This is a genomic window from Pseudomonas uvaldensis, assembly GCF_021271205.1.
In the GTDB taxonomy this organism is placed as follows: Bacteria; Pseudomonadota; Gammaproteobacteria; order Pseudomonadales; family Pseudomonadaceae; genus Aquipseudomonas; species Aquipseudomonas uvaldensis.
Genome location: NZ_JAIWKS010000004.1, coordinates 245,204 through 263,374 on the forward strand (window position 1 = coordinate 245,204; position 18,171 = coordinate 263,374).

Genomic DNA, 18,171 nt, shown 5'->3' on the forward strand with positions numbered 1-18,171 from the left:
TCTTGAAACATTGCCGGCCCTGCCCTTGCGCAGCCGCCGGCAATCGGAAATATCGACACCAATGAAAAGGCGCATCCGAAGATGCGCCCTCAGGTGCCAGCCTTACTCAGCCTTTGGCTGTTCACGCAGGCGAATGTGCAGCTCGCGCAGAGCCTTGGCATCCACCTCACCCGGCGCCTGGGTCATGACATCGGCCGCGCTCTGGGTTTTAGGGAACGCGATCACTTCACGGATCGACTGGGCGCCGGTCATCAGCATCACCAGGCGGTCCAGGCCGAAGGCCAGGCCACCGTGGGGCGGTGCACCGTACTTCAGCGCATCGAGCAGGAAGCCGAATTTCTCTTCCTGTTCCGCTTCGTCGATACCCAGCAGACGGAAGACCGCCTGTTGCATTTCCTTGCGATGGATACGGATCGAACCGCCACCCAGCTCGGTGCCGTTCAGGACCATGTCGTATGCACGGGACAAGGCAGTCGCCGGACTGGCTTCCAGCTCTTCAGGCGAGCATTTGGGTGCGGTGAACGGGTGGTGCAGCGCGGAGAAGCTGCCGTCGTCATTTTCTTCGAACATCGGGAAGTCAACGACCCACATCGGCGCCCACTCGCAGGTCAACAGCTCCAGATCATGACCGACCTTGATACGCAGCGCGCCCAAGGCTTCGCTGACGATCTTGGCCTTGTCGGCACCGAAGAACACGATGTCGCCATCGACCGCGCCGACGCGATCGAGGATCACGTTCAGGTTGGCTTCGGGGATGTTCTTGACGATCGGCGACTGCAAGCCTTCGACGCCTTTGGCGCGCTCGTTGACCTTGATGTACGCCAGGCCCTTGGCACCGTAGATGCCGACGAACTTGGTGTAGTCGTCGATCTTGCTGCGCGGCATGCTTGCCCCGCCCGGCACGCGCAAGGCGGCCACGCGGCTTTTCGGATCGTTGGCCGGGCCGCTGAAGACCTTGAATTCGACTTCCTTGAGCTGGTCGGCCACGTCCACCAGTTCCAGCGGAATACGCAGGTCCGGCTTGTCGGAACCATAGCGGCGCATGGCCTCCTCGAAGGTCATGTGCGGGAACTCACCGAATTCCAGGCCCAGCACTTCCTTGAACAGGTTGCGGATCATGCCCTCGGTCAGGCCCATGATGTCTTTTTCGTCGAGGAAGCTGGTCTCGATGTCGATCTGAGTGAACTCAGGCTGACGGTCGGCACGCAGGTCTTCGTCGCGGAAGCACTTGGCGATCTGGTAGTAACGGTCGAAGCCAGCCACCATCAGCAATTGCTTGAACAGCTGCGGCGATTGCGGCAAGGCGAAGAAGCTGCCGGGGTGGGTACGGCTCGGCACCAGGTAGTCACGGGCGCCTTCCGGCGTGGCGCGGGTCAGGATCGGCGTTTCGACGTCGAGGAAGCCGTTCTCGTCCAGGTAGCGACGGATGCTGGTGGTCATGCGCGAACGCAGACGCAGCTTCTCGGCCATTTCCGGACGACGCAGGTCGATGAAGCGATAGCGCAGGCGGGTTTCCTCGCCTACGTCGGAATATTCGTTGAGCGGGAACGGCGGGGTTTCCGCTTCGTTGAGCACCTGCAACTCATAGCCCAGCACTTCGATCATGCCGGACGCCATGTTGGCGTTGCCAGCGCCAGCCGGGCGCAGACGCACCTTGCCGGTGATCTTGACGACGTACTCACTGCGCACGCGGTCGGCCGTGGCGAAGGTTTCAGCGCGGTCCGGGTCGAACACCACCTGGGCCAGGCCTTCACGATCACGGATATCGAGGAAAATCACCCCGCCATGGTCACGGCGACGATGGACCCATCCGCAAAGAGTAACTTCCTGACCTTCCAGGCTTTCGTTCAGTTGGCCGCAATAATGGCTGCGCATCATGGTAGTGGTTTCACTTCTCGTAATTCGACATTCGGTTGGAGGCCCTGCCCGTGCAGGGACCCGCGCGTGTTCAACTCAGTCAGCTTTGTCGCCACCGGCCAGGTTCTTCTTGGCGCCGGTCTTGAAGTCGGTTTCATACCAGCCAGTGCCGCCAAGGCGAAACCCCGGCATGGACAGCATCTTTTTCAGTTCCGGCGCCTGGCAGGCAGGGCAGTCGACCAGCGGTGCCTCGCTGATCTTTTGAATGACTTCCATCTGATGACCACAGGAAGCACATTGATAGTCGTACATCGGCATGGGAGGTTGTCTCGGCGATCAGGTTACTCACGCAAAAGCTGGGCTTTGCGGCAAAGAGCGGGATTATATCCATTAAATGCAGCCTGTGCAGCCGTAGGGGGTGTTCCCGATTCGTTTTCCTGGAAAGGGCAAACGTATCGGGAACACCCCCGCAAGCATTCATCTGCTTTCCTGCTCAGTCACCAGCGGGCGGCGTACCACGCCAGTGGCGTTCTACAACCTCCATCCCTGCCTCCTTCAGGCTGTGTACGACGCAGACCACACGCACCAACCCGCTGAAGTTGCGCACTCCGCCATGACGCAGGTGCACCTCCCTGTCCACGTGGGATAACAGGGTACTGATCGAGCAATTGTTGAGCTGCGCCATATCCCGGAGGATGTCCCAGTAGACCTGCTCCAGCCGCAGGCAGGTGGCGAATCCGTTCAGGCGGATGGAGCGGGACAGAGGCCGGGCCAGCTGCATGTCGAAGCCGCTGACGAACGGGTCGACATGAATGGCCTGGTAGCGCCCCTGCGCACCCTCCCTGGTTTCTTTTCCTTGAATCATACCGCTGACACTCCTTTGCCATACGAACCTCTCAGTCACAACAATCAATCTGTCAGCCCATGGAAGCTCAATGGGGGTCGTAAGATCCAGATGACTTTATGACCATCAACGTAGGACAAGCCAACAGCAAGCCGGCGAGGATTTACGTCGTCCTACACACGATGGGTTACCCCAGAGGAAGCCTGTCGACTGATCGAAAAGCCTGATACGAAGGAAACCAGCAGCCACCCCAGGCGGACGATGATGCCGAGCAGCACATCATCGCCCGCGCAACGCTCACCGTTCGTCCAGCAGCGAACGCAACATCCACGCCGTTTTTTCATGCACCTGCATACGCTGGGTCAACAGATCGGCGGTAGGCTCGTCGCTGACCTTGTCCAGCAAAGGGAAAATACCGCGAGCGGTGCGTGTCACTGCTTCCTGGCCCTCCACCAATTGCCGGATCATGTCTTCGGCGCTCGGCACGCCCTCCTCCTCCTTGATGGACGACAGGCGCGCATACACGGAATAGGCTCCCGGCGCGGGAAAGCCGAGGGCACGGATTCGCTCGGCAATGAGATCCACCGCCAGCGCCAGCTCGTTGTATTGCTCCTCGAACATCAAATGCAGGGTCCGGAACATGGGGCCCGTGACGTTCCAGTGAAAATTGTGAGTCTTCAGATACAACACATAGGTGTCCGATAGCAGACGTGACAGTCCGTCGACAATGGATTTGCGATCTTCTTCACTGATACCGATATCTATTGCCATGTTGATTGATCTCCTGACGGGATAAATAGAACAGCTGTTCTGTCACTTTAGCGGGTGTTACCGCCCGCCCCCTGCGACAAATCGCCTGCACTCCCTGAACTGACACGCCGGGGTACCGGGAAATTCAACGCCCTTTGACAGAGACCTTCAAGAACCCGCCCGGCTTTCGGGCCGACGAACAGCGCAGCCCCCGCCCGCAACGAGTTTGAGAAGGCCCCGGCTTTACTGTTAAATAGGCAGTGTGTCGCCACGCTTATTTTCCCGGGTGTGGCGCATAGGCTGATTCGGGTACGTGTCCAACGCCTCTCATCGTTCCGAAGCGAACCGTCCCCGAGCAGCTCTTCCTTGTGATCTGTCTAAACCGTGAGCCAATCAAAATGTTGAAAATCGTCCACTTGCTAATGGGCGCAGCTGCCTTGCTGCTGTCCTTCATTCCTAGCCTGGGTTCCGAAGCCACACCCTACCTGCAACACCCTGACGCGCTTTACCTGGCCTTTTTCGGCCTGCTCAACCTGATCCTCGCACCTGTCATCCCCCATTGGCACAAAGGTCCACGCCATCAACTGCAAAACCTGGTCAGTGCATTGCTGGTACTGGCCGTCGCCCTGCAAACCCTGAGCCTGCTCGCGCCTCTGCCGGAAATCGCCGGTCATCCGGCTATTCTGTTCAGCCTCACCGCGGCGCTGCTCGCGGTGGCATTGCAACTGGCCGTCAGCTTCTACAAGAAGTCGTCGCCGGCTGCCGCGCCACAGCATTACGACATGTCGAACCGCGATACCGGCACTGTTAAATGGTTCAACACCTCCAAGGGGTTCGGCTTTATTTCCCGTGACTCCGGCGATGATATCTTCGTGCATTTCCGGGCCATTCGTGGCGAAGGTCACCGCGTACTGGTCGAGGGCCAGCGCGTGGAGTTCTCCGTGATGCACCGCGACAAGGGCCTGCAGGCCGAAGATGTGATCGCAGCGTTACCGCGCCGCTGATTCCAGGCGTAAAAAAACCGCGATGCAGCCTGGCTGCTCGCGGTTTTTTTTGCCTGCCATCCGGCCGGATCATCAATAGTGGGGCGGCGGGGCCTCTTCTTCGACGGATTCGAATTGCCCGGCCATTTCTTCCTGTCGCTTGAGCAAGGCCGCCATCTGCAGTTGCAGCCGCTCGACCACCCGCTGCTGCTCCACCAGCACATCGTTCAATGCCTGGATAGTGTCATCCTGAAATGCCAGGCGAGTTTCCAGATCGGTCACACGCTCTTCAAGATTCATGGTTCAGCCCTCCATAAACTTGAAATCATCGGTCAGAGCCACCCGCAAGCGTTCACGGATAGCGATCACCTGTTCTGCATTATAGGGCCGCGCCGGGTGCTTGCCCCAGACTGGCGCCGGCCAGGCCGCATCATCCTTTTTTCGCACGATAACATGCATGTGCAACTGGCTGACGACATTACCCAGCGTCGCCACATTCAGTTTGTCGGCGTCAAAGCAATCCTTGAGAGTTTCAGCCAACCCCGTTGTCTCTTTCCACAGTTGCCGCTGATCAGTGTCATCCAACTGAAATAATTCACTGATATTTTCCCGTCGCGGCACGAGGATGAACCACGGGTAATTCGAATCGTTGGACAAAAGCAGCCGGCACAGTGGGAAATCGCCGATGGGCACCGTGTCTTGTTGCAATTGTGGATCTAAGGCAAACACCGCACCTACTCCTCGCTCGTTATCGATTCCGTCCGGTTCCACGAGGCCAGGAGCCCCGGGTAGGACATATATTCGCAGCATACCCGCGAATGGCGGAACGTTCACCGCGTAACAACCGGCTATCACGCACTGCTTGAAGAATTGCACATCCGATCGCCCGATAGCACCAAACCAGTGCATCAGCACCCAAAAAACACAGGAGAGCGCTTCATGAACCTTCCAAGCGCCGATCTTGAGCGATTTCATTGATTTTTTTTTGCACCAAAACCGCACAATGCGTCTACGCTCAGTGCACATAGCATCCGGGATCTACTCACCGGCGGGGTGAACCGGTAACGTTTTTTGTTGTCGCGAGGAGTTTGTAGACCTGAAACACGAGAGCACCTCGGTAGTCAACCCTATTTAAAACAAGGCTTTTGGGGCCCGTTTTCATGAGGTTTCACGACACCGAGACGCAAAATGTGAAAAAAATGTAAATGAAATTTGGATTTGTGCACGCTTGTTGCATTCACTCAACCATTGCCTGCAGGGGGCCGTCGGAACGAAAACCTGTAGGCCGATGAATAACGTGGCAGGGTTGCCCATAAGGAGCTCCAAGCGCAGTAACCAAGGACTCTTTACACCGACGCCGAAGAAAAAGAAGCGACATTCAAGTTGCGATTCCGATCGCGTCGGAACAGCCCCATTGCGACATGGATCGAGCCATTGGCGACATGGTCGTAAAGAAGCTGAAAGGTTGGATGGGCAAGTATCGCCAATAGGGTCGGCGTGATATAAGTTTGCGCCGACACAAAAAGAAAGAGCCGCCCAGATAAAAAAACAGGTGGGACGGCAGTACTCTTCTAAAACCAAAGGAGCAAATCACGATGCGCGTGATGAAGTGGAGCATGATCGCACTGGCCGTTGCTGCAGCAGCCAGTACTCAAATGGCTACGGCCGCACCGTTTGTAAGTGACCAGGCTGAAGCCAAAGGCTTTGTTGAAGACGCTGACGCCAAACTGCTGTTGCGCAACTATTACTTCAACCGTGATCGGAAAGATGGCGCTACCGATCAAAAAGACTGGACCCAGGGTATCTGGGGTAACTTCAACTCTGGTTACACCCAAGGTACCGTTGGCGTTGGCATTGACGCATTCGGTTACCTGGCAGTCAAACTGGACGGTGGCGACGGCACCGGCGGCACTGGCAACATGAGCCGCGACGCCGATGGCGAAGTCAACGACAGCCAGGGCAAAGCTGGCGCAGCCGTTAAGTTCCGCGTCTCCAAGACCCAACTGAAAATCGGTGACCAGCAGCCAAGCACCGCTCCAGTGTTTGCTATCGGTGGTTCCCGCGTCCTGCCGCAAACTGCCAGCGGTTTTGAACTGCAGAGCAGCGAAATCAAAGACCTGGACCTCGAAGCCGGTCACTTCTACTCGGCCACCAGCCAGGACCGCAACGCCCGTGACGGCGGTCTGTTTGCAACCTACGCTGGCGTAGAGGCCAACACCATCGATTACGCTGGCGGCAAGTATTCCATCACCGACAACCTGAGCGCATCGATCTACGGCGCCCAGCTGGAAGACATCTGGAACCAGTACTACGGTAACCTGAACTACACCATCCCAATGGGTGGCGATCAGTCGCTGAACCTGGACGGTAACATCTACCGCACCACCGACACTGGCAGCGCCAAAGCCGGTGACATCAGCAACACTGCGTTCTCCCTGGCAGCAGCGTTCTCGTTCCTGAAAGCCCACACCATCACCGTGGCCTTCCAGAAAATCAACGGCGACACTCCGTTCGATTACATCGGTGTAGGCAAGAACAACCGTGGCGGCGACTCGATCTTCCTCGCCAACTCCATCCAGTACTCCGACTTTAACGGTCCTAACGAGAAGTCTGCCCAGGTTCGTTACGACCTGAAGATGGCCGAGTACGGCGTTCCTGGTCTGAGCTTCATGACCCGTTACGTCAAAGGTTGGGACATCGACGGTACCAACACTCCAACAGGCAGCCCTTACGCCGGCCTGTATGGCGAAGACGGCAAACACAACGAAACCAACTTGGAAGCCAAGTACGTTGTTCAGTCCGGTCCAGCCAAAGATCTTTCCTTCCGTATTCGTCAAGCCTGGCACTACGCTAACGCTGACGAAGGTGAAGGCGACATCAAAGAGTTCCGCCTGATCGTCGACTACCCGATTTCGGTTCTGTAATTGCCGAAAGTCAGTTTGCGGTAATCAAAAAAAGGCCCATCTTCGGATGGGCCTTTTTCATTGCGAGAGGATTATGCCTGTGGCCCGTCCTGAACCACGCGAATCACTCGCTGCGGAAACGGAATATCGATTCCCGCATCCTTCAAACGGTCCCGCGCCTGTTCATTGAGCATGAACATCACGTTCCAGTAATCCGCCGTCTTGACCCAGATACGCAACGATACCGTGATCGAACTGTCGCCCAGGGTGGAAATCACCGCCTCGGGCGCCGGATCGGCCAATACGCGCTCATCCTTTGCAAGGTCCAGCAATACCTGCCGGGCCTTTTGCAGGTCGGCCTGGTAATCCACGCCCACATCGAACACCACTTTGCGGGTCGGTTGGCGGTTGGTGTTGGTGATGATGCCGTTCGACAGATTGCCGTTGGGCACGATTACGGTCTTGTTGTCACCGGTGCGCAGCACGGTGTGGAAGATCTGGATGCTGTCCACCGTACCGGCAACGCCTTGGGCTTCGATCCAGTCGCCAATGCGGAACGGGCGGAACAACAGGATCAACACGCCACCGGCGAAATTCGCGAGGCTGCCCTGCAAGGCCAGGCCAATCGCCAGGCCGGCGGCACCGATGGCAGCGACGAACGAGGTGGTCTCCACACCGATCATCGAAGCGACGCTGACGACCAGCAGTATCTTCAGAATGATGTTCGCCAGGGTACTGATAAACCCTTGCAGCGCCAGGTCAGCATTACGCAGCGCCAGCAACGCGCCCAGTTTCTGTGTCACCTTGTTGATCAGCCACCAGCCAATGGCCAGGGTGATGATCGCCAGCAACACACGGCTGCCGTATTCCATGATCATCGGTATCCAGGCCTGGGAAACCTTCACTAGGTGGTCAACTTCAGCGTTCAAGTCCATCGTGTTCTCCTTTTCCCGTTCGTGGCGTGGGTGCACGCCCCCTCGCCACGGTCATGCGAACAATTGATATCAGTCGCGGAAGTTATTGAATTGCAGCGGCATGCCGAACTCCTTGCCGCGCAAGGCAGCGATGGCTTCCTGCAAGTCGTCACGCTTCTTGCCGGTCACCCGCACCTGCTCGCCCTGGATGGCGGCCTGTACCTTGAGTTTGGCGTCCTTGATATGGGCGACGATTTTCTTCGCCAGTTCCTTGTCGATGCCTTCCTTGAGCACGGCTTCCTGCTTCATGACTTTGCCCGAAGCATAGGCGTCCTTGACCTCGAGGCACTGCACGTCGATCTTGCGCTTGACCAACGCAAGCTTGAGGATGTCGATCATCGCCTCGAGCTGGAACTCGGCTTCGGCGGTGAGGTTGACGGTCAATTCCTTGTCCTTGAACTCGAAGCTGCCCTTGCCCTTGAGGTCATAACGACGGTCGAGTTCCTTGACGGCGTTTTCCACCGCGTTGGTGACCTCGTGTTTGTCGAGTTCGGATACCACGTCGAATGACGGCATGTAGTGTTCTCCAATAATGAAAAGGCGCGCCAGTAGCCCAGTAACTCAGTACCCAGTACTCAGTAATAAAGGCGGGCGGGCGGCGCGCGCTTGGCTTGTGGTTAAAATCGCGCTCATTATAACGAGTCTTTTCAACCCATACCGCGAGCCCTCAGATGCCTTTGCCAAACCGAGTGAAAAACTGATGTCCACGACCTGGCATGTCCTGGGGGCCGGCAGCCTCGGTACGTTATGGGCGGCGCGCCTGGCTCGGGCCGGGCTGCCGGTGCGACTGGTGTTGCGCAATGAAGACCGATTGCAGGCCTATCGAGCCGCCGGAGGCCTGACATTGGTGGAACAGGGCCAATCACAGTGCTATCCGGTTCCAGGCGAAACGGCAGAGAGCCCCGAACCGATCAAGCGTCTGCTGCTGGCCTGCAAGGCCTATGATGCAGTGGAAGCCGTGAACTCTGTGGCCCACCGCCTCGACGCGGACTCGGAGCTGATCCTGCTGCAGAACGGTCTCGGTAGCCAGGACGCGGTGGCAAACCGCGTCCCACTGGCGCGTTGCATCAGTGCCTCCAGCACCGAGGGCGCCTTTCGTGACGGCGATTGGCGCGTCGTGTTCGCCGGTCATGGTTATACGTGGCTGGGGGACCCCACCCGCCCCGTCGCGCCGATCTGGCTGGAGGACCTGACCGCCGCCGGCATCCCCCACGAATGGAGCGCCGATATCCTCACCCGACTCTGGCGCAAACTGGCCCTCAACTGTGCGATCAATCCGCTGACTGTGCTGCATCAGTGCAAAAATGGCGGCTTGCAGGACCATCGCTGCGAAGTGGCGACCCTGTGCGCGGAACTGACCGATCTGCTCGAACGCTGCGGCCAGCCAGCCGCCGCCGAAGAACTGCAGCCGGAAGTCGAGCGAGTGATCCAGGCCACCGCCGCCAATTACTCGTCGATGTACCAAGACGTCGCCCGACAGCGCCGCACCGAAATCAGCTACCTGCTCGGCCACGCCTGCAAGGTCGCCCAACGACACCAGCTGGCCGTGCCTCACCTGGAGCAACTGCGCCAGCGGCTGGTCGCTTACCTGGATAACCTCGGATTGCCCAGCGACTGAGCAGCGGCTACGCTGGCCTCGTATTCCTTTTTTGCGACGAGTCTGATGCCATTGCGCCAACGCCTTGAAAACCTGCCGGTCGGCCAGAAACTGCTGGCCGCCCTGTTGGTATTGCTGACCACCGTCCTGCTGGTGGCCAACCTGACCTTTATCAGCGCCGCCTATTACATTTCCCAGGAAAGCATGGCCCCTCAGGCCTTGCAGACCATCGGCAGGTTGATCGCCAACCCGAGCCTGATCTCCGATGCCCTGAAATCGCCACAAAACGCCAGGCGTCTGCTCGATGAACTCAACAATTACGCGCCCCTGCGAGCGGCGGCCCTGTATGACGGCGAAGGCGATCGCCTGGCGCAACTGCAACAGGGCGAAAAGCTCAAGCTACCGGACCATTTCCGCAATATGCAGGCCTGGCAGGCCGGCGAATTCCGCAGCAACCAGGTCATTACCCTACCTCGCCCTGGCAAGGCGCCGGGGCACTTGCTGCTGGTCGCCAGCAGCGAACTGCCCACGGCGTTCTACACCGGCACCCTGACCGCAAGTCTGGGCATCCTCATTTTCAGCGTGCTGCTGTGGCTGGTCATCGCCCAGCAGATCAAGCGCCTGATTACCCAGCCGATTCATCAACTTGAAGAACTGTCCCGCCAGGTCACCCGCGAGGAGAACTATTCCCTGCGCGCCGCCCGGGGCAACCATGACGAAATCGGCAGCCTGGCCGAAGCGTTCAACACCATGCTGTCACGGATCGAGGCTCGGGAGCAGCAGCTCAAACGCGCACGGGACGATTCCCAGGCCGCCTATGACCAGGCCCAGGGTCTTGCGGAAGAAACCCGGCACACCAATCGCAAGCTGGAGCTGGAAGTCCAGGTACGCAGCAAGATCGAGAAAAAGCTCACGGGCTTCCAGAATTACCTCAACAGCATCATCGACTCCATGCCGTCGGCGCTGATCGCCCTGGATGAACAGCTCTACGTGACCCAGTGGAACCAGGAAGCCAGCGCCCTCTCCGGTACGCGGCTGGACGAAGCATTGAATCAACCGATCTTCCTCGCCTTCGAACCGCTCAAGCCCTACCTGCCGCAACTCAAGCAGACGGTCGAGCAGCACACGGTCGCCAAGATCGAACGCGTCACCTGGACCAAGGACGATGAAGCCCGGCATTACGCCCTGACCTTCTACCCACTGATGGGTGGCGCCGGGCGCGGGGTGGTGATCCGCATCGATGACATCACCCAGCGCCTGTCGCTGGAAGAAATGATGGTGCAGTCGGAAAAGATGCTCTCCGTCGGCGGCCTCGCCGCCGGCATGGCCCATGAGATCAACAACCCGCTGGGGGCGATCCTGCACAACGTGCAGAACATTCGTCGCCGCCTTTCGCCTGAGCTGCCCAAGAACCTCGAACAGGCCGAACAATTGGGTATCGAATTGCAAGTGGTCAACCGCTACCTCGAAGGCCGGGACATTCCGCACCTGCTCGATGGCATCCAGCAGGCCGGTGCCCGGGCGGCGAAAATCGTCACCCATATGCTCAGTTTCAGCCGTCGCAGCACCCGACAGATGGCCCCCTGCGACCTGCCGGCGCTGATTGACCAGGCGGTGGAGATCGCCGGAAACGACTTCGACCTGACCATCGGCTTCGACTTCAAGGGCCAGGCGATCATCCGCCAGTTCGACCCGAACCTGGGGCCTGTGCCCGGCACGGCCAACGAGCTGGAACAGGTACTGCTCAATCTGTTGAAAAATGCTGCCCAGGCGATCCATCAGCGCCAGGACAACAGCGAACCCGGGCGCATCATCCTGCGCACCCGGTTGAATCCGCCCTGGGCGGAAATCCAGGTCGAGGACAACGGAATCGGCATGAGCGAAAACGTGCGCAAGCGCACCTTCGAGCCGTTCTTCACCACCAAGGAAGTCGGCCAGGGCACCGGCCTGGGCTTGTCCGTGTCGTATTTCATCATCACCAACAACCACAAGGGCCAGATGGAAGTACAGTCGGCGCCGGGCCAGGGCACCTGCTTCACCCTGCGCCTGCCCTTGGCGGGTACTTCGGTGGTGCCGCAAGAAAACAAGCTACTGGAGCGCTGAACATGGGGTTTCGCCTGTCGAAGATATACACCCGCACCGGCGACAAGGGTGAAACCGGGCTGGGCGATGGCCGTCGCGTGACCAAGGATCATCCACGGATCGAGGCCATCGGCGAAGTGGATACGCTCAACAGTCAGTTGGGATTGTTGCTGGCCGGACTTGCCACCGAATCAGCCCGCTGCCCGGCACTGAATGAAGTCAGCGAAGTGCTCGCCCCCTGCCAGCACCGGCTGTTCGACCTGGGCGGTGAACTGGCCATGCCAGCCTATCAAGCCCTGAACACGACGGAGGTCGAGCGCCTGGAAGCGGCGATCGATGTATGGAATGAAGAGCTGGGGCCGCTGGAGAATTTCATCCTGCCCGGCGGCTCGGTCCTGGTGGCCCAGGCTCATGTCTGCCGCAGCCTGGCCCGCAGCGCCGAGCGCCGTTGTCAGCAATTGAATGCCGTCGAACCGCTGGCGGGGCCGGGGTTGGCTTATATCAATCGGTTGTCGGACTTATTGTTCGTGGCGGCCAGGGTGATTGCCCGACGCCAGGGTGTTGCCGAGGTACTTTGGGAGGCGGCGGCCAGGCCTGGAGATTGATCACTGAAATCCATTACCTGTCAGGCCGTCTTCGCGAGCAAGCCCGCTCCCACAGTTGAAGCGCGTTCTTCCTGAAGAACTCAGTCAACTGTGGGAGCGGGCTTGCTCGCGAAGAGTTCATCAGCCACGCGGTAGATCATCCCTCAGGCCAAAACGCCCGAATCCCCGCCACACCCTGAGCTCCGGCCTCCCAGGCTTGTTGCCGCTCACCCGGCCCCACCCCACCCAGCAGATAGACCGGCTTGTTGAACCCCTCGATCAACCGCGAAGCCTCTTCCCACCCCAACGGCAGGGCCTCGGGATGGGTCTGCGTCGGCTGAACGGGCGAGAGCGTTACGAAGTCCACGTCCATCTGTTGCGCCAGGGACAGCTCTTCGGCGTTGTGGCAGGACGCCGCCAACCAGCGCTCCTTGCCGAAGGGTCGACCAGCCCCCGCGTGCTTGCGCAGTTGCGCGGCGGTGATGTGCCAACCGGCGGAGGGGAAATCCCCCAGCCATTCGAAGGGTCCCTTGAGCATCAGTTGGGCCTTGCCGGCACATAACCCCACCGCATCCACCGCCAGGTCGCGGTATTGCGGGTCGTAGCCGTTGGGCGCGCGCAGTTGGACCAGTTTGATCCCACCCGCGATAGCCTTCTGGATACCTCGCAACAGGGCCGGCGTTTCAAGACCTTCCGGGGTAATCAGATAATCGCCGGGCAAACGCGCCGCCGCGACAATCGGCTGGTTGGCCGCCGGGAATTCATAGCTGGACAGATCACGGGCCGTGACCCAGGCCAACGGTTGCCCCTCGGCGCCATGAGGCTCGCCGGTAAACGCCGATACCTCCCAGACATCCAGCAACACCTGCTTGTCCGGGTAATCGTGACGCACCTTGATCAAGGGACGGGCGGCAGTGACCAGGATGCCCAGTTCTTCCCGAAGCTCCCGAGCCAGGGCCGTCTGGACAGACTCGTGCGCCTCCACCTTGCCACCGGGAAACTCCCATAGCCCCCCCTGGTGCTGAGTATCGGCACGCCGGGCGATCAGGATCTTGCCGGCAGCGTCACGAATGACCGCTGCCGCTACATGTACTCGTTTCACCGCGCAGTGTCCTCCAGGCCGGCCGCCTGCCACACCTTGAGCGCCGGCCATTGATAACGGGTTTCGACTTGGGCCGCATTCACCTCGGGCAGTTCCACCTGAAAAGTGTGCAACCGCACCGCCGCCATCGCGAGCAGGCTCGCTCCCACAAGGGACTTGTTGAGTGGCTTAAATAGTATTCACACCACCGACTCCCTGTGGGAGCGAGCCTGCTCGCGATAGGCGCACCTCGGTCCCAAGCCCTGTTAAGTCCGATACTCAGCGTTGATCTTGACGTACTCATGGGACAGGTCAGTGGTCCAGATCGTCTCGCTGCAATCACCCCGTCCCAACTCGATACGGATGGTGATCTCTTCCTGCTGCATCACCGCCGCGCCCTGGGCCTCGGTGTAGGTGGCCGCACGCGCCCCCTGGCTGGCAATGCAGACTTCCCCCAGGAAAACGTCGATCTTGCTTACGTCCAGGTCCGGCACGCCGGCACGGCCGACGGCTGCGAGGATGCGACCCCAGTTCGGGTCGGAAGCGAACAGTGCCGTCTTGATCAGCGGCGAATGCGCCACGGTGTAGCCGACGTCCAGGCATTCCTGGTGGTTGCCACCCCCGTTGACCTGCACGGTCACGAATTTTGTCGCACCTTCACCGTCACGGACGATGGCCTGTGCCACTTCCATGCACACCTCGAACACGGCCTGCTTCAGGGCCGCAAACAGTGGGCCGCTGGCTTCGGTGATCTCCGGCAGGTTGGCCTTGCCGGTGGCGATCAGCATGCAGCAGTCGTTGGTGGAGGTATCACCGTCGATGGTGATGCGGTTGAACGACTTGTTGGCGCCGTCGAGCATCAGGTCCTGCAACACCTGGCGGGACACCTTGGCGTCGGTGGCGATATAGCCGAGCATGGTCGCCATGTTCGGGCGAATCATGCCGGCACCCTTGCTGATGCCCGTAACGGTAACGGTCACGCCATCGTGCTGGAACTGGCGGCTCGCGCCCTTGGGCAGGGTGTCGGTGGTCATGATGCCGGTAGCGGCAGCCGCCCAGTTGTTCTCCGACAGGTCATCGAGAGCGGCCTGCAACGCGCCTTCGATCTTCTCGACCGGCAGTGGCTCACCGATCACGCCAGTGGAATACGGCAGCACCTGGGCCGCGTCGACACCGGTCAGTTCAGCCAGCTTGGCGCACGTACGCTCGGCGGCGGCCAGACCTGGCGCACCGGTGCCGGCATTGGCATTGCCGGTGTTGGTCAGCAGATAACGCACCGGTCCTTGCACACGTTGTTTGGCCAGGATGACCGGAGCGGCGCAGAAGGCATTGAGGGTGAACACGCCGGCCACCGTCGAACCCTCGGCACAGCGCATGACAACCACATCCTTGCGTCCCGGACGCTTGATGCCCGCAGAGGCAATACCGAGTTCAAAACCGGCAACCGGGTGCAACGTTGGCAACGGACCAAGACCAACAGCCATGAATGCGCTCCTTAATAATTTATGTCTGTACCGTCTTCGTCGAGACGGAGAATCAAATGGCAAAACGCCGCGACGGTGTTAACCGGTCGCGGCGCAGGTCATTCAGCGTTTGAAACGGGCGTTATTGAATCTGCCCGTGGCAATGCTTGTATTTCTTGCCCGAACCGCAGTAGCACAGTTCGTTACGGCCCAGCTTCTGCTCGTTGCGCACCGGCGCGGTCGCCAGGGCGACATCAACGTCAACACCTTCTTCAGTGGCCTGGGTCGCTTCCAACCCAGGGGCTTCGGCGTGCTGGAACTGCATGCGCGCCGCCAGGGCCTCGGCCTCCTGACGCAAACGGGCTTCTTCTTCGGCCGGATCTTCGCGGCGAACCTGAACGTGGGACAGCACACGGATCGAATCGCGCTTGATCGAATCCAGCAGCTCGGAGAACAGCGTGTACGACTCGCGCTTGTATTCCTGCTTCGGGTTCTTCTGGGCATAACCGCGCAGGTGGATACCGTGGCGCAGGTGATCCATGGTCGACAAGTGGTCTTTCCACAGGTCGTCCAGCACCCGCAGCACGATCTGTTTCTCGAAGGAGCGCAGTGCCTCGGCACCGGCCTGGTCTTCTTTCTCGTTGTACGCGGCGATCAGCTCGGCCAGCAGCCGCTCGCGCAGGGTCTCTTCGTACAGGTGATCGTCTTCGTCCAGCCACTGCTGGACCGGCAACGACACGCCAAAGTCGCTGCGCAACGAGGCTTCCAGACCGGCAATGTCCCATTGTTCGGGCAACGATTGCGGCGGAATGTGCGCGCTGACGGTGGCGTTGAGCACTTCCTGGCGGAAATCGGCGATGGTTTCGCCAATGTCGTCGGCAGCCAACAAACTGTTACGCATGTGATAGATCACTTTACGCTGTTCGTTGTTGACGTCGTCGAACTCCAGCAATTGCTTGCGGATGTCGAAGTTGCGACCTTCGACCTTGCGCTGGGCCTTCTCGATGGCGTTGGTCACCATGCGATGCTCGATCGCTTCGCCAGGCTGCATACCCAGGGCCTTCATGAAGTTCTTCACCCGGTCGGAGGCGAAGATGCGCATCAGGCTGTCTTCCAGAGACAGGTAGAAGCGGCTGGAACCGGCGTCGCCCTGACGACCGGCACGACCACGCAACTGGTTGTCGATACGGCGAGATTCGTGACGCTCGGAAGCGATCACCTGCAAACCGCCGGACTCCAGGACCTGCTGGTGACGCTTCTGCCAGTCGGCCTTGATCTGCGCGATCTGCTCGGGCGTCGGGTTTTCCAGGGAAGCCACTTCCACTTCCCAGTTGCCGCCCAACAGGATGTCGGTACCACGACCGGCCATGTTGGTGGCGATGGTCAGCGCACCCGGGCGACCGGCCTGGGCGATGATCTCGGCTTCCTTCTCGTGGAACTTGGCGTTGAGGACCTTGTGCTCGATGCCTTCCTTGGTCAGCAACGCGGACATGTGCTCGGACGTCTCGATGGTGGCGGTACCCACCAGGATCGGACGGCCCTGGGCCATGCCTTCCTTGATGTCATTGATGATCGCTGCGTACTTCTCTTCGGCGGTCAGGAACACCAGGTCGTTGTAGTCCTTGCGCGCCAGCGGCTTGTTGGTCGGAATCACCACCACTTGCAGGCCGTAGATCTGATGGAACTCGAAAGCCTCGGTGTCGGCGGTACCGGTCATGCCGGACAGCTTGTTGTACAGGCGGAAGTAGTTCTGGAAGGTGGTCGAGGCCAGGGTCTGGCTCTCGGCCTGGATGTTCAGGCCTTCCTTGGCTTCGATGGCCTGGTGCAGGCCTTCGGACAGGCGACGGCCCGGCATGGTACGGCCGGTGTGTTCGTCCACCAGTACGACCTGGCCATCCTGCACGATGTATTCGACGTTGCGATGGAACAGTTTGTGGGCACGCAAGCCAGCATAGACGTGGGTCAACAGGCCCAGGTTATGGGCCGAGTACAGGCTCTCGCCTTCGGCCAGCAGGCCGACGCGGGTGAGCATTTCCTCGATGAACTGGTGACCGGCTTCGTTGAGTTCCACCTGGCGGGTCTTTTCGTCGACCGTGTAGTGCCCCGCCTGGGTCACTTCGCCTTCGACTTCCTCGACGTGCAATTTGAGCTGCGGGATCAGTTTGTTGATCTCGGTGTACAGCTTGGAGCTGTCCTCGGCCTGACCGGAAATGATCAGCGGAGTACGGGCTTCGTCGATGAGGATGGAGTCGACTTCGTCGATCACGGCGAAATTGAGTTCGCGCTGGAATTTTTCTTCCAGGCTGAACGCCATGTTGTCGCGCAGGTAGTCGAAGCCGAATTCGTTGTTGGTGCCGTAGGTGATGTCCGCGGCGTAGGCGGCGCGCTTCTCCTCCGGCGGCTGGAACGGCGTGACGACGCCGACGGACAGCCCGAGGAATTCGTAGAGCGGGCGCATCCAGTTGGCGTCGCGGCGGGCCAGGTAGTCGTTGACCGTCACCACGTGCACGCCCTTGCCGGACAGCGCGTTGAGGTACACCGCCAGGGTGGCCACGAGGGTCTTGCCCTCACCGGTGCGCATTTCGGCGATCTTGCCTTCGTGCAAGGTCATGCCGCCGATCAACTGAACGTCGAAGTGGCGCATGCCCATGATCCGCTTGCCGGCTTCGCGGGCGACCGCAAAGGCTTCAGGCAGCAGTTGGTCCAGGGTTTCCCCCTTGGCGATGCGTTCCTTGAATTCGGCAGTCTTGGCGCGTAACTGATCGTCCGAAAGGGCCACCATCTGCTCTTCGAAGGCATTGACGATCTGTACCGTCTTGAGCATGCGCTTGACTTCACGCTCGTTCTTGCTTCCAAAGAGTTTCTTTAACAAAGGCGCAAACATATCGGCAGGATCTTCCACACTAAAGGGATGGAGGGCGGCCCCGTGAGTCGCCCGTGCAGCCCTCATGGCCGCATGCGAACGAGCATTCTACCCGGAAACGATGGTGAGGAAAGTGGCGTTATTCCACGATGCTGGCACAGCGCTGTGACGGGGCCTTCATAAAATAAGG

The 18,171-nt window shown here is 59.7% G+C and carries 16 protein-coding genes; 5 read left to right on the top strand and 11 right to left on the bottom strand.

Annotated features, from left to right (window positions below; all coding sequences use genetic code 11):
- Positions 1–102: 102 nt before the first annotated feature.
- From aspS to LCU97_RS10955, 4 genes are all read right to left on the bottom strand, one after another.
- Positions 103–1,878 (bottom strand): aspartate--tRNA ligase, encoded by a 1,776-nt coding sequence (aspS, locus tag LCU97_RS10940; RefSeq protein ID WP_053146967.1) that lies wholly within the window; start codon positions 1,876–1,878, stop codon positions 103–105.
- 75 nt (positions 1,879–1,953) lie between these two features.
- Positions 1,954–2,175, bottom strand: a complete 222-nt coding sequence (locus LCU97_RS10945) for an FmdB family zinc ribbon protein (RefSeq protein ID WP_042728755.1) — start codon at positions 2,173–2,175, stop codon at positions 1,954–1,956.
- Between the two features lie 175 nt (positions 2,176–2,350).
- Entirely contained in the window at positions 2,351–2,722 is a 372-nt protein-coding gene (locus LCU97_RS10950; protein ID WP_053146966.1) for a ribbon-helix-helix domain-containing protein, read from the bottom strand.
- 276 nt (positions 2,723–2,998) lie between these two features.
- On the bottom strand, positions 2,999–3,472 hold the full coding sequence (locus LCU97_RS10955) for a Dps family protein (RefSeq protein WP_053146964.1): 474 nt from the start codon (positions 3,470–3,472) through the stop codon (positions 2,999–3,001).
- A 377-nt stretch (positions 3,473–3,849) separates the two neighbouring features.
- Between LCU97_RS10955 and LCU97_RS26630 the strand changes: the two genes are divergently transcribed.
- Positions 3,850–4,455 carry a cold-shock protein gene (locus LCU97_RS26630; protein WP_053146962.1) on the top strand — a complete coding sequence of 202 codons (606 nt, stop codon included), beginning with the start codon at positions 3,850–3,852 and terminating at the stop codon, positions 4,453–4,455.
- A 72-nt stretch (positions 4,456–4,527) separates the two neighbouring features.
- Here LCU97_RS26630 and LCU97_RS10965 read toward each other — a convergent pair whose 3' ends face one another.
- Entirely contained in the window at positions 4,528–4,734 is a 207-nt protein-coding gene (locus LCU97_RS10965; protein WP_053146960.1) for a SlyX family protein, read from the bottom strand.
- Between the two features lie 3 nt (positions 4,735–4,737).
- Entirely contained in the window at positions 4,738–5,163 is a 426-nt protein-coding gene (locus LCU97_RS10970) for an HIT domain-containing protein (RefSeq protein WP_232776554.1), read from the bottom strand.
- Positions 5,164–6,029: 866 nt separating this feature from the next.
- On the opposite strand from LCU97_RS10970, the gene LCU97_RS10975 reads away from it, so the two are divergent.
- Positions 6,030–7,358 carry an OprD family porin gene (locus LCU97_RS10975; RefSeq protein ID WP_232776374.1) on the top strand — a complete coding sequence of 443 codons (1,329 nt, stop codon included), beginning with the start codon at positions 6,030–6,032 and terminating at the stop codon, positions 7,356–7,358.
- A 71-nt stretch (positions 7,359–7,429) separates the two neighbouring features.
- On the opposite strand, the gene LCU97_RS10980 is transcribed toward LCU97_RS10975, so the two are convergent.
- Positions 7,430–8,272, bottom strand: coding sequence for a mechanosensitive ion channel family protein (locus tag LCU97_RS10980; protein ID WP_053146956.1), 843 nt, complete (start codon positions 8,270–8,272; stop codon positions 7,430–7,432).
- Positions 8,273–8,341: 69 nt separating this feature from the next.
- Positions 8,342–8,827 (bottom strand): YajQ family cyclic di-GMP-binding protein, encoded by a 486-nt coding sequence (locus LCU97_RS10985; protein ID WP_053146954.1) that lies wholly within the window; start codon positions 8,825–8,827, stop codon positions 8,342–8,344.
- Between the two features lie 184 nt (positions 8,828–9,011).
- On the opposite strand from LCU97_RS10985, the gene LCU97_RS10990 reads away from it, so the two are divergent.
- The 3 genes from LCU97_RS10990 to LCU97_RS11000 are packed head-to-tail and all read left to right on the top strand — an operon-like array spanning position 9,012 to position 12,595.
- Complete coding sequence (locus LCU97_RS10990; RefSeq protein ID WP_053146952.1) at positions 9,012–9,929, top strand: putative 2-dehydropantoate 2-reductase; 918 nt, start codon at positions 9,012–9,014, stop codon at positions 9,927–9,929.
- A 45-nt stretch (positions 9,930–9,974) separates the two neighbouring features.
- Entirely contained in the window at positions 9,975–12,011 is a 2,037-nt protein-coding gene (locus tag LCU97_RS10995) for a sensor histidine kinase (protein ID WP_053146950.1), read from the top strand.
- 2 nt (positions 12,012–12,013) lie between these two features.
- Positions 12,014–12,595, top strand: a complete 582-nt coding sequence (locus tag LCU97_RS11000; protein WP_053146948.1) for a cob(I)yrinic acid a,c-diamide adenosyltransferase — start codon at positions 12,014–12,016, stop codon at positions 12,593–12,595.
- 136 nt (positions 12,596–12,731) lie between these two features.
- On the opposite strand, the gene LCU97_RS11005 is transcribed toward LCU97_RS11000, so the two are convergent.
- The 3 genes from LCU97_RS11005 to secA form a co-directional block, all read right to left on the bottom strand.
- A complete protein-coding gene (locus tag LCU97_RS11005) occupies positions 12,732–13,676 on the bottom strand; it encodes a Nudix family hydrolase (protein ID WP_232776375.1) in 945 nt (314 codons plus the stop codon).
- Positions 13,677–13,921: 245 nt separating this feature from the next.
- Positions 13,922–15,139 (bottom strand): bifunctional glutamate N-acetyltransferase/amino-acid acetyltransferase ArgJ, encoded by a 1,218-nt coding sequence (gene argJ, locus LCU97_RS11015; protein ID WP_053146943.1) that lies wholly within the window; start codon positions 15,137–15,139, stop codon positions 13,922–13,924.
- 121 nt (positions 15,140–15,260) lie between these two features.
- A complete protein-coding gene (gene secA, locus LCU97_RS11020; protein ID WP_053146941.1) occupies positions 15,261–18,002 on the bottom strand; it encodes a preprotein translocase subunit SecA in 2,742 nt (913 codons plus the stop codon).
- Between the last annotated feature and the right edge of the window lie 169 nt (positions 18,003–18,171).

Excerpts from the sequence above, each read along its gene's own strand:
- aspS (WP_053146967.1), bottom strand. The coding sequence starts at position 1,878 with ATGATGCGCAGCCATTATTGCGGCCAACTGAACGAAAGCCTGGAAGGT.
- LCU97_RS10945 (WP_042728755.1), bottom strand. The coding sequence starts at position 2,175 with ATGCCGATGTACGACTATCAATGTGCTTCCTGTGGTCATCAGATGGAA.
- LCU97_RS10950 (WP_053146966.1), bottom strand. The coding sequence starts at position 2,722 with ATGATTCAAGGAAAAGAAACCAGGGAGGGTGCGCAGGGGCGCTACCAG.
- LCU97_RS10955 (WP_053146964.1), bottom strand. The coding sequence starts at position 3,472 with ATGGCAATAGATATCGGTATCAGTGAAGAAGATCGCAAATCCATTGTC.
- LCU97_RS26630 (WP_053146962.1), top strand. The coding sequence starts at position 3,850 with ATGTTGAAAATCGTCCACTTGCTAATGGGCGCAGCTGCCTTGCTGCTG.
- LCU97_RS10965 (WP_053146960.1), bottom strand. The coding sequence starts at position 4,734 with ATGAATCTTGAAGAGCGTGTGACCGATCTGGAAACTCGCCTGGCATTT.
- LCU97_RS10975 (WP_232776374.1), top strand. The coding sequence starts at position 6,030 with ATGCGCGTGATGAAGTGGAGCATGATCGCACTGGCCGTTGCTGCAGCA.
- LCU97_RS10980 (WP_053146956.1), bottom strand. The coding sequence starts at position 8,272 with ATGGACTTGAACGCTGAAGTTGACCACCTAGTGAAGGTTTCCCAGGCC.
- LCU97_RS10985 (WP_053146954.1), bottom strand. The coding sequence starts at position 8,827 with ATGCCGTCATTCGACGTGGTATCCGAACTCGACAAACACGAGGTCACC.
- LCU97_RS10990 (WP_053146952.1), top strand. The coding sequence starts at position 9,012 with ATGTCCACGACCTGGCATGTCCTGGGGGCCGGCAGCCTCGGTACGTTA.
- LCU97_RS10995 (WP_053146950.1), top strand. The coding sequence starts at position 9,975 with ATGCCATTGCGCCAACGCCTTGAAAACCTGCCGGTCGGCCAGAAACTG.
- LCU97_RS11000 (WP_053146948.1), top strand. The coding sequence starts at position 12,014 with ATGGGGTTTCGCCTGTCGAAGATATACACCCGCACCGGCGACAAGGGT.
- argJ (WP_053146943.1), bottom strand. The coding sequence starts at position 15,139 with ATGGCTGTTGGTCTTGGTCCGTTGCCAACGTTGCACCCGGTTGCCGGT.
- secA (WP_053146941.1), bottom strand. The coding sequence starts at position 18,002 with ATGTTTGCGCCTTTGTTAAAGAAACTCTTTGGAAGCAAGAACGAGCGT.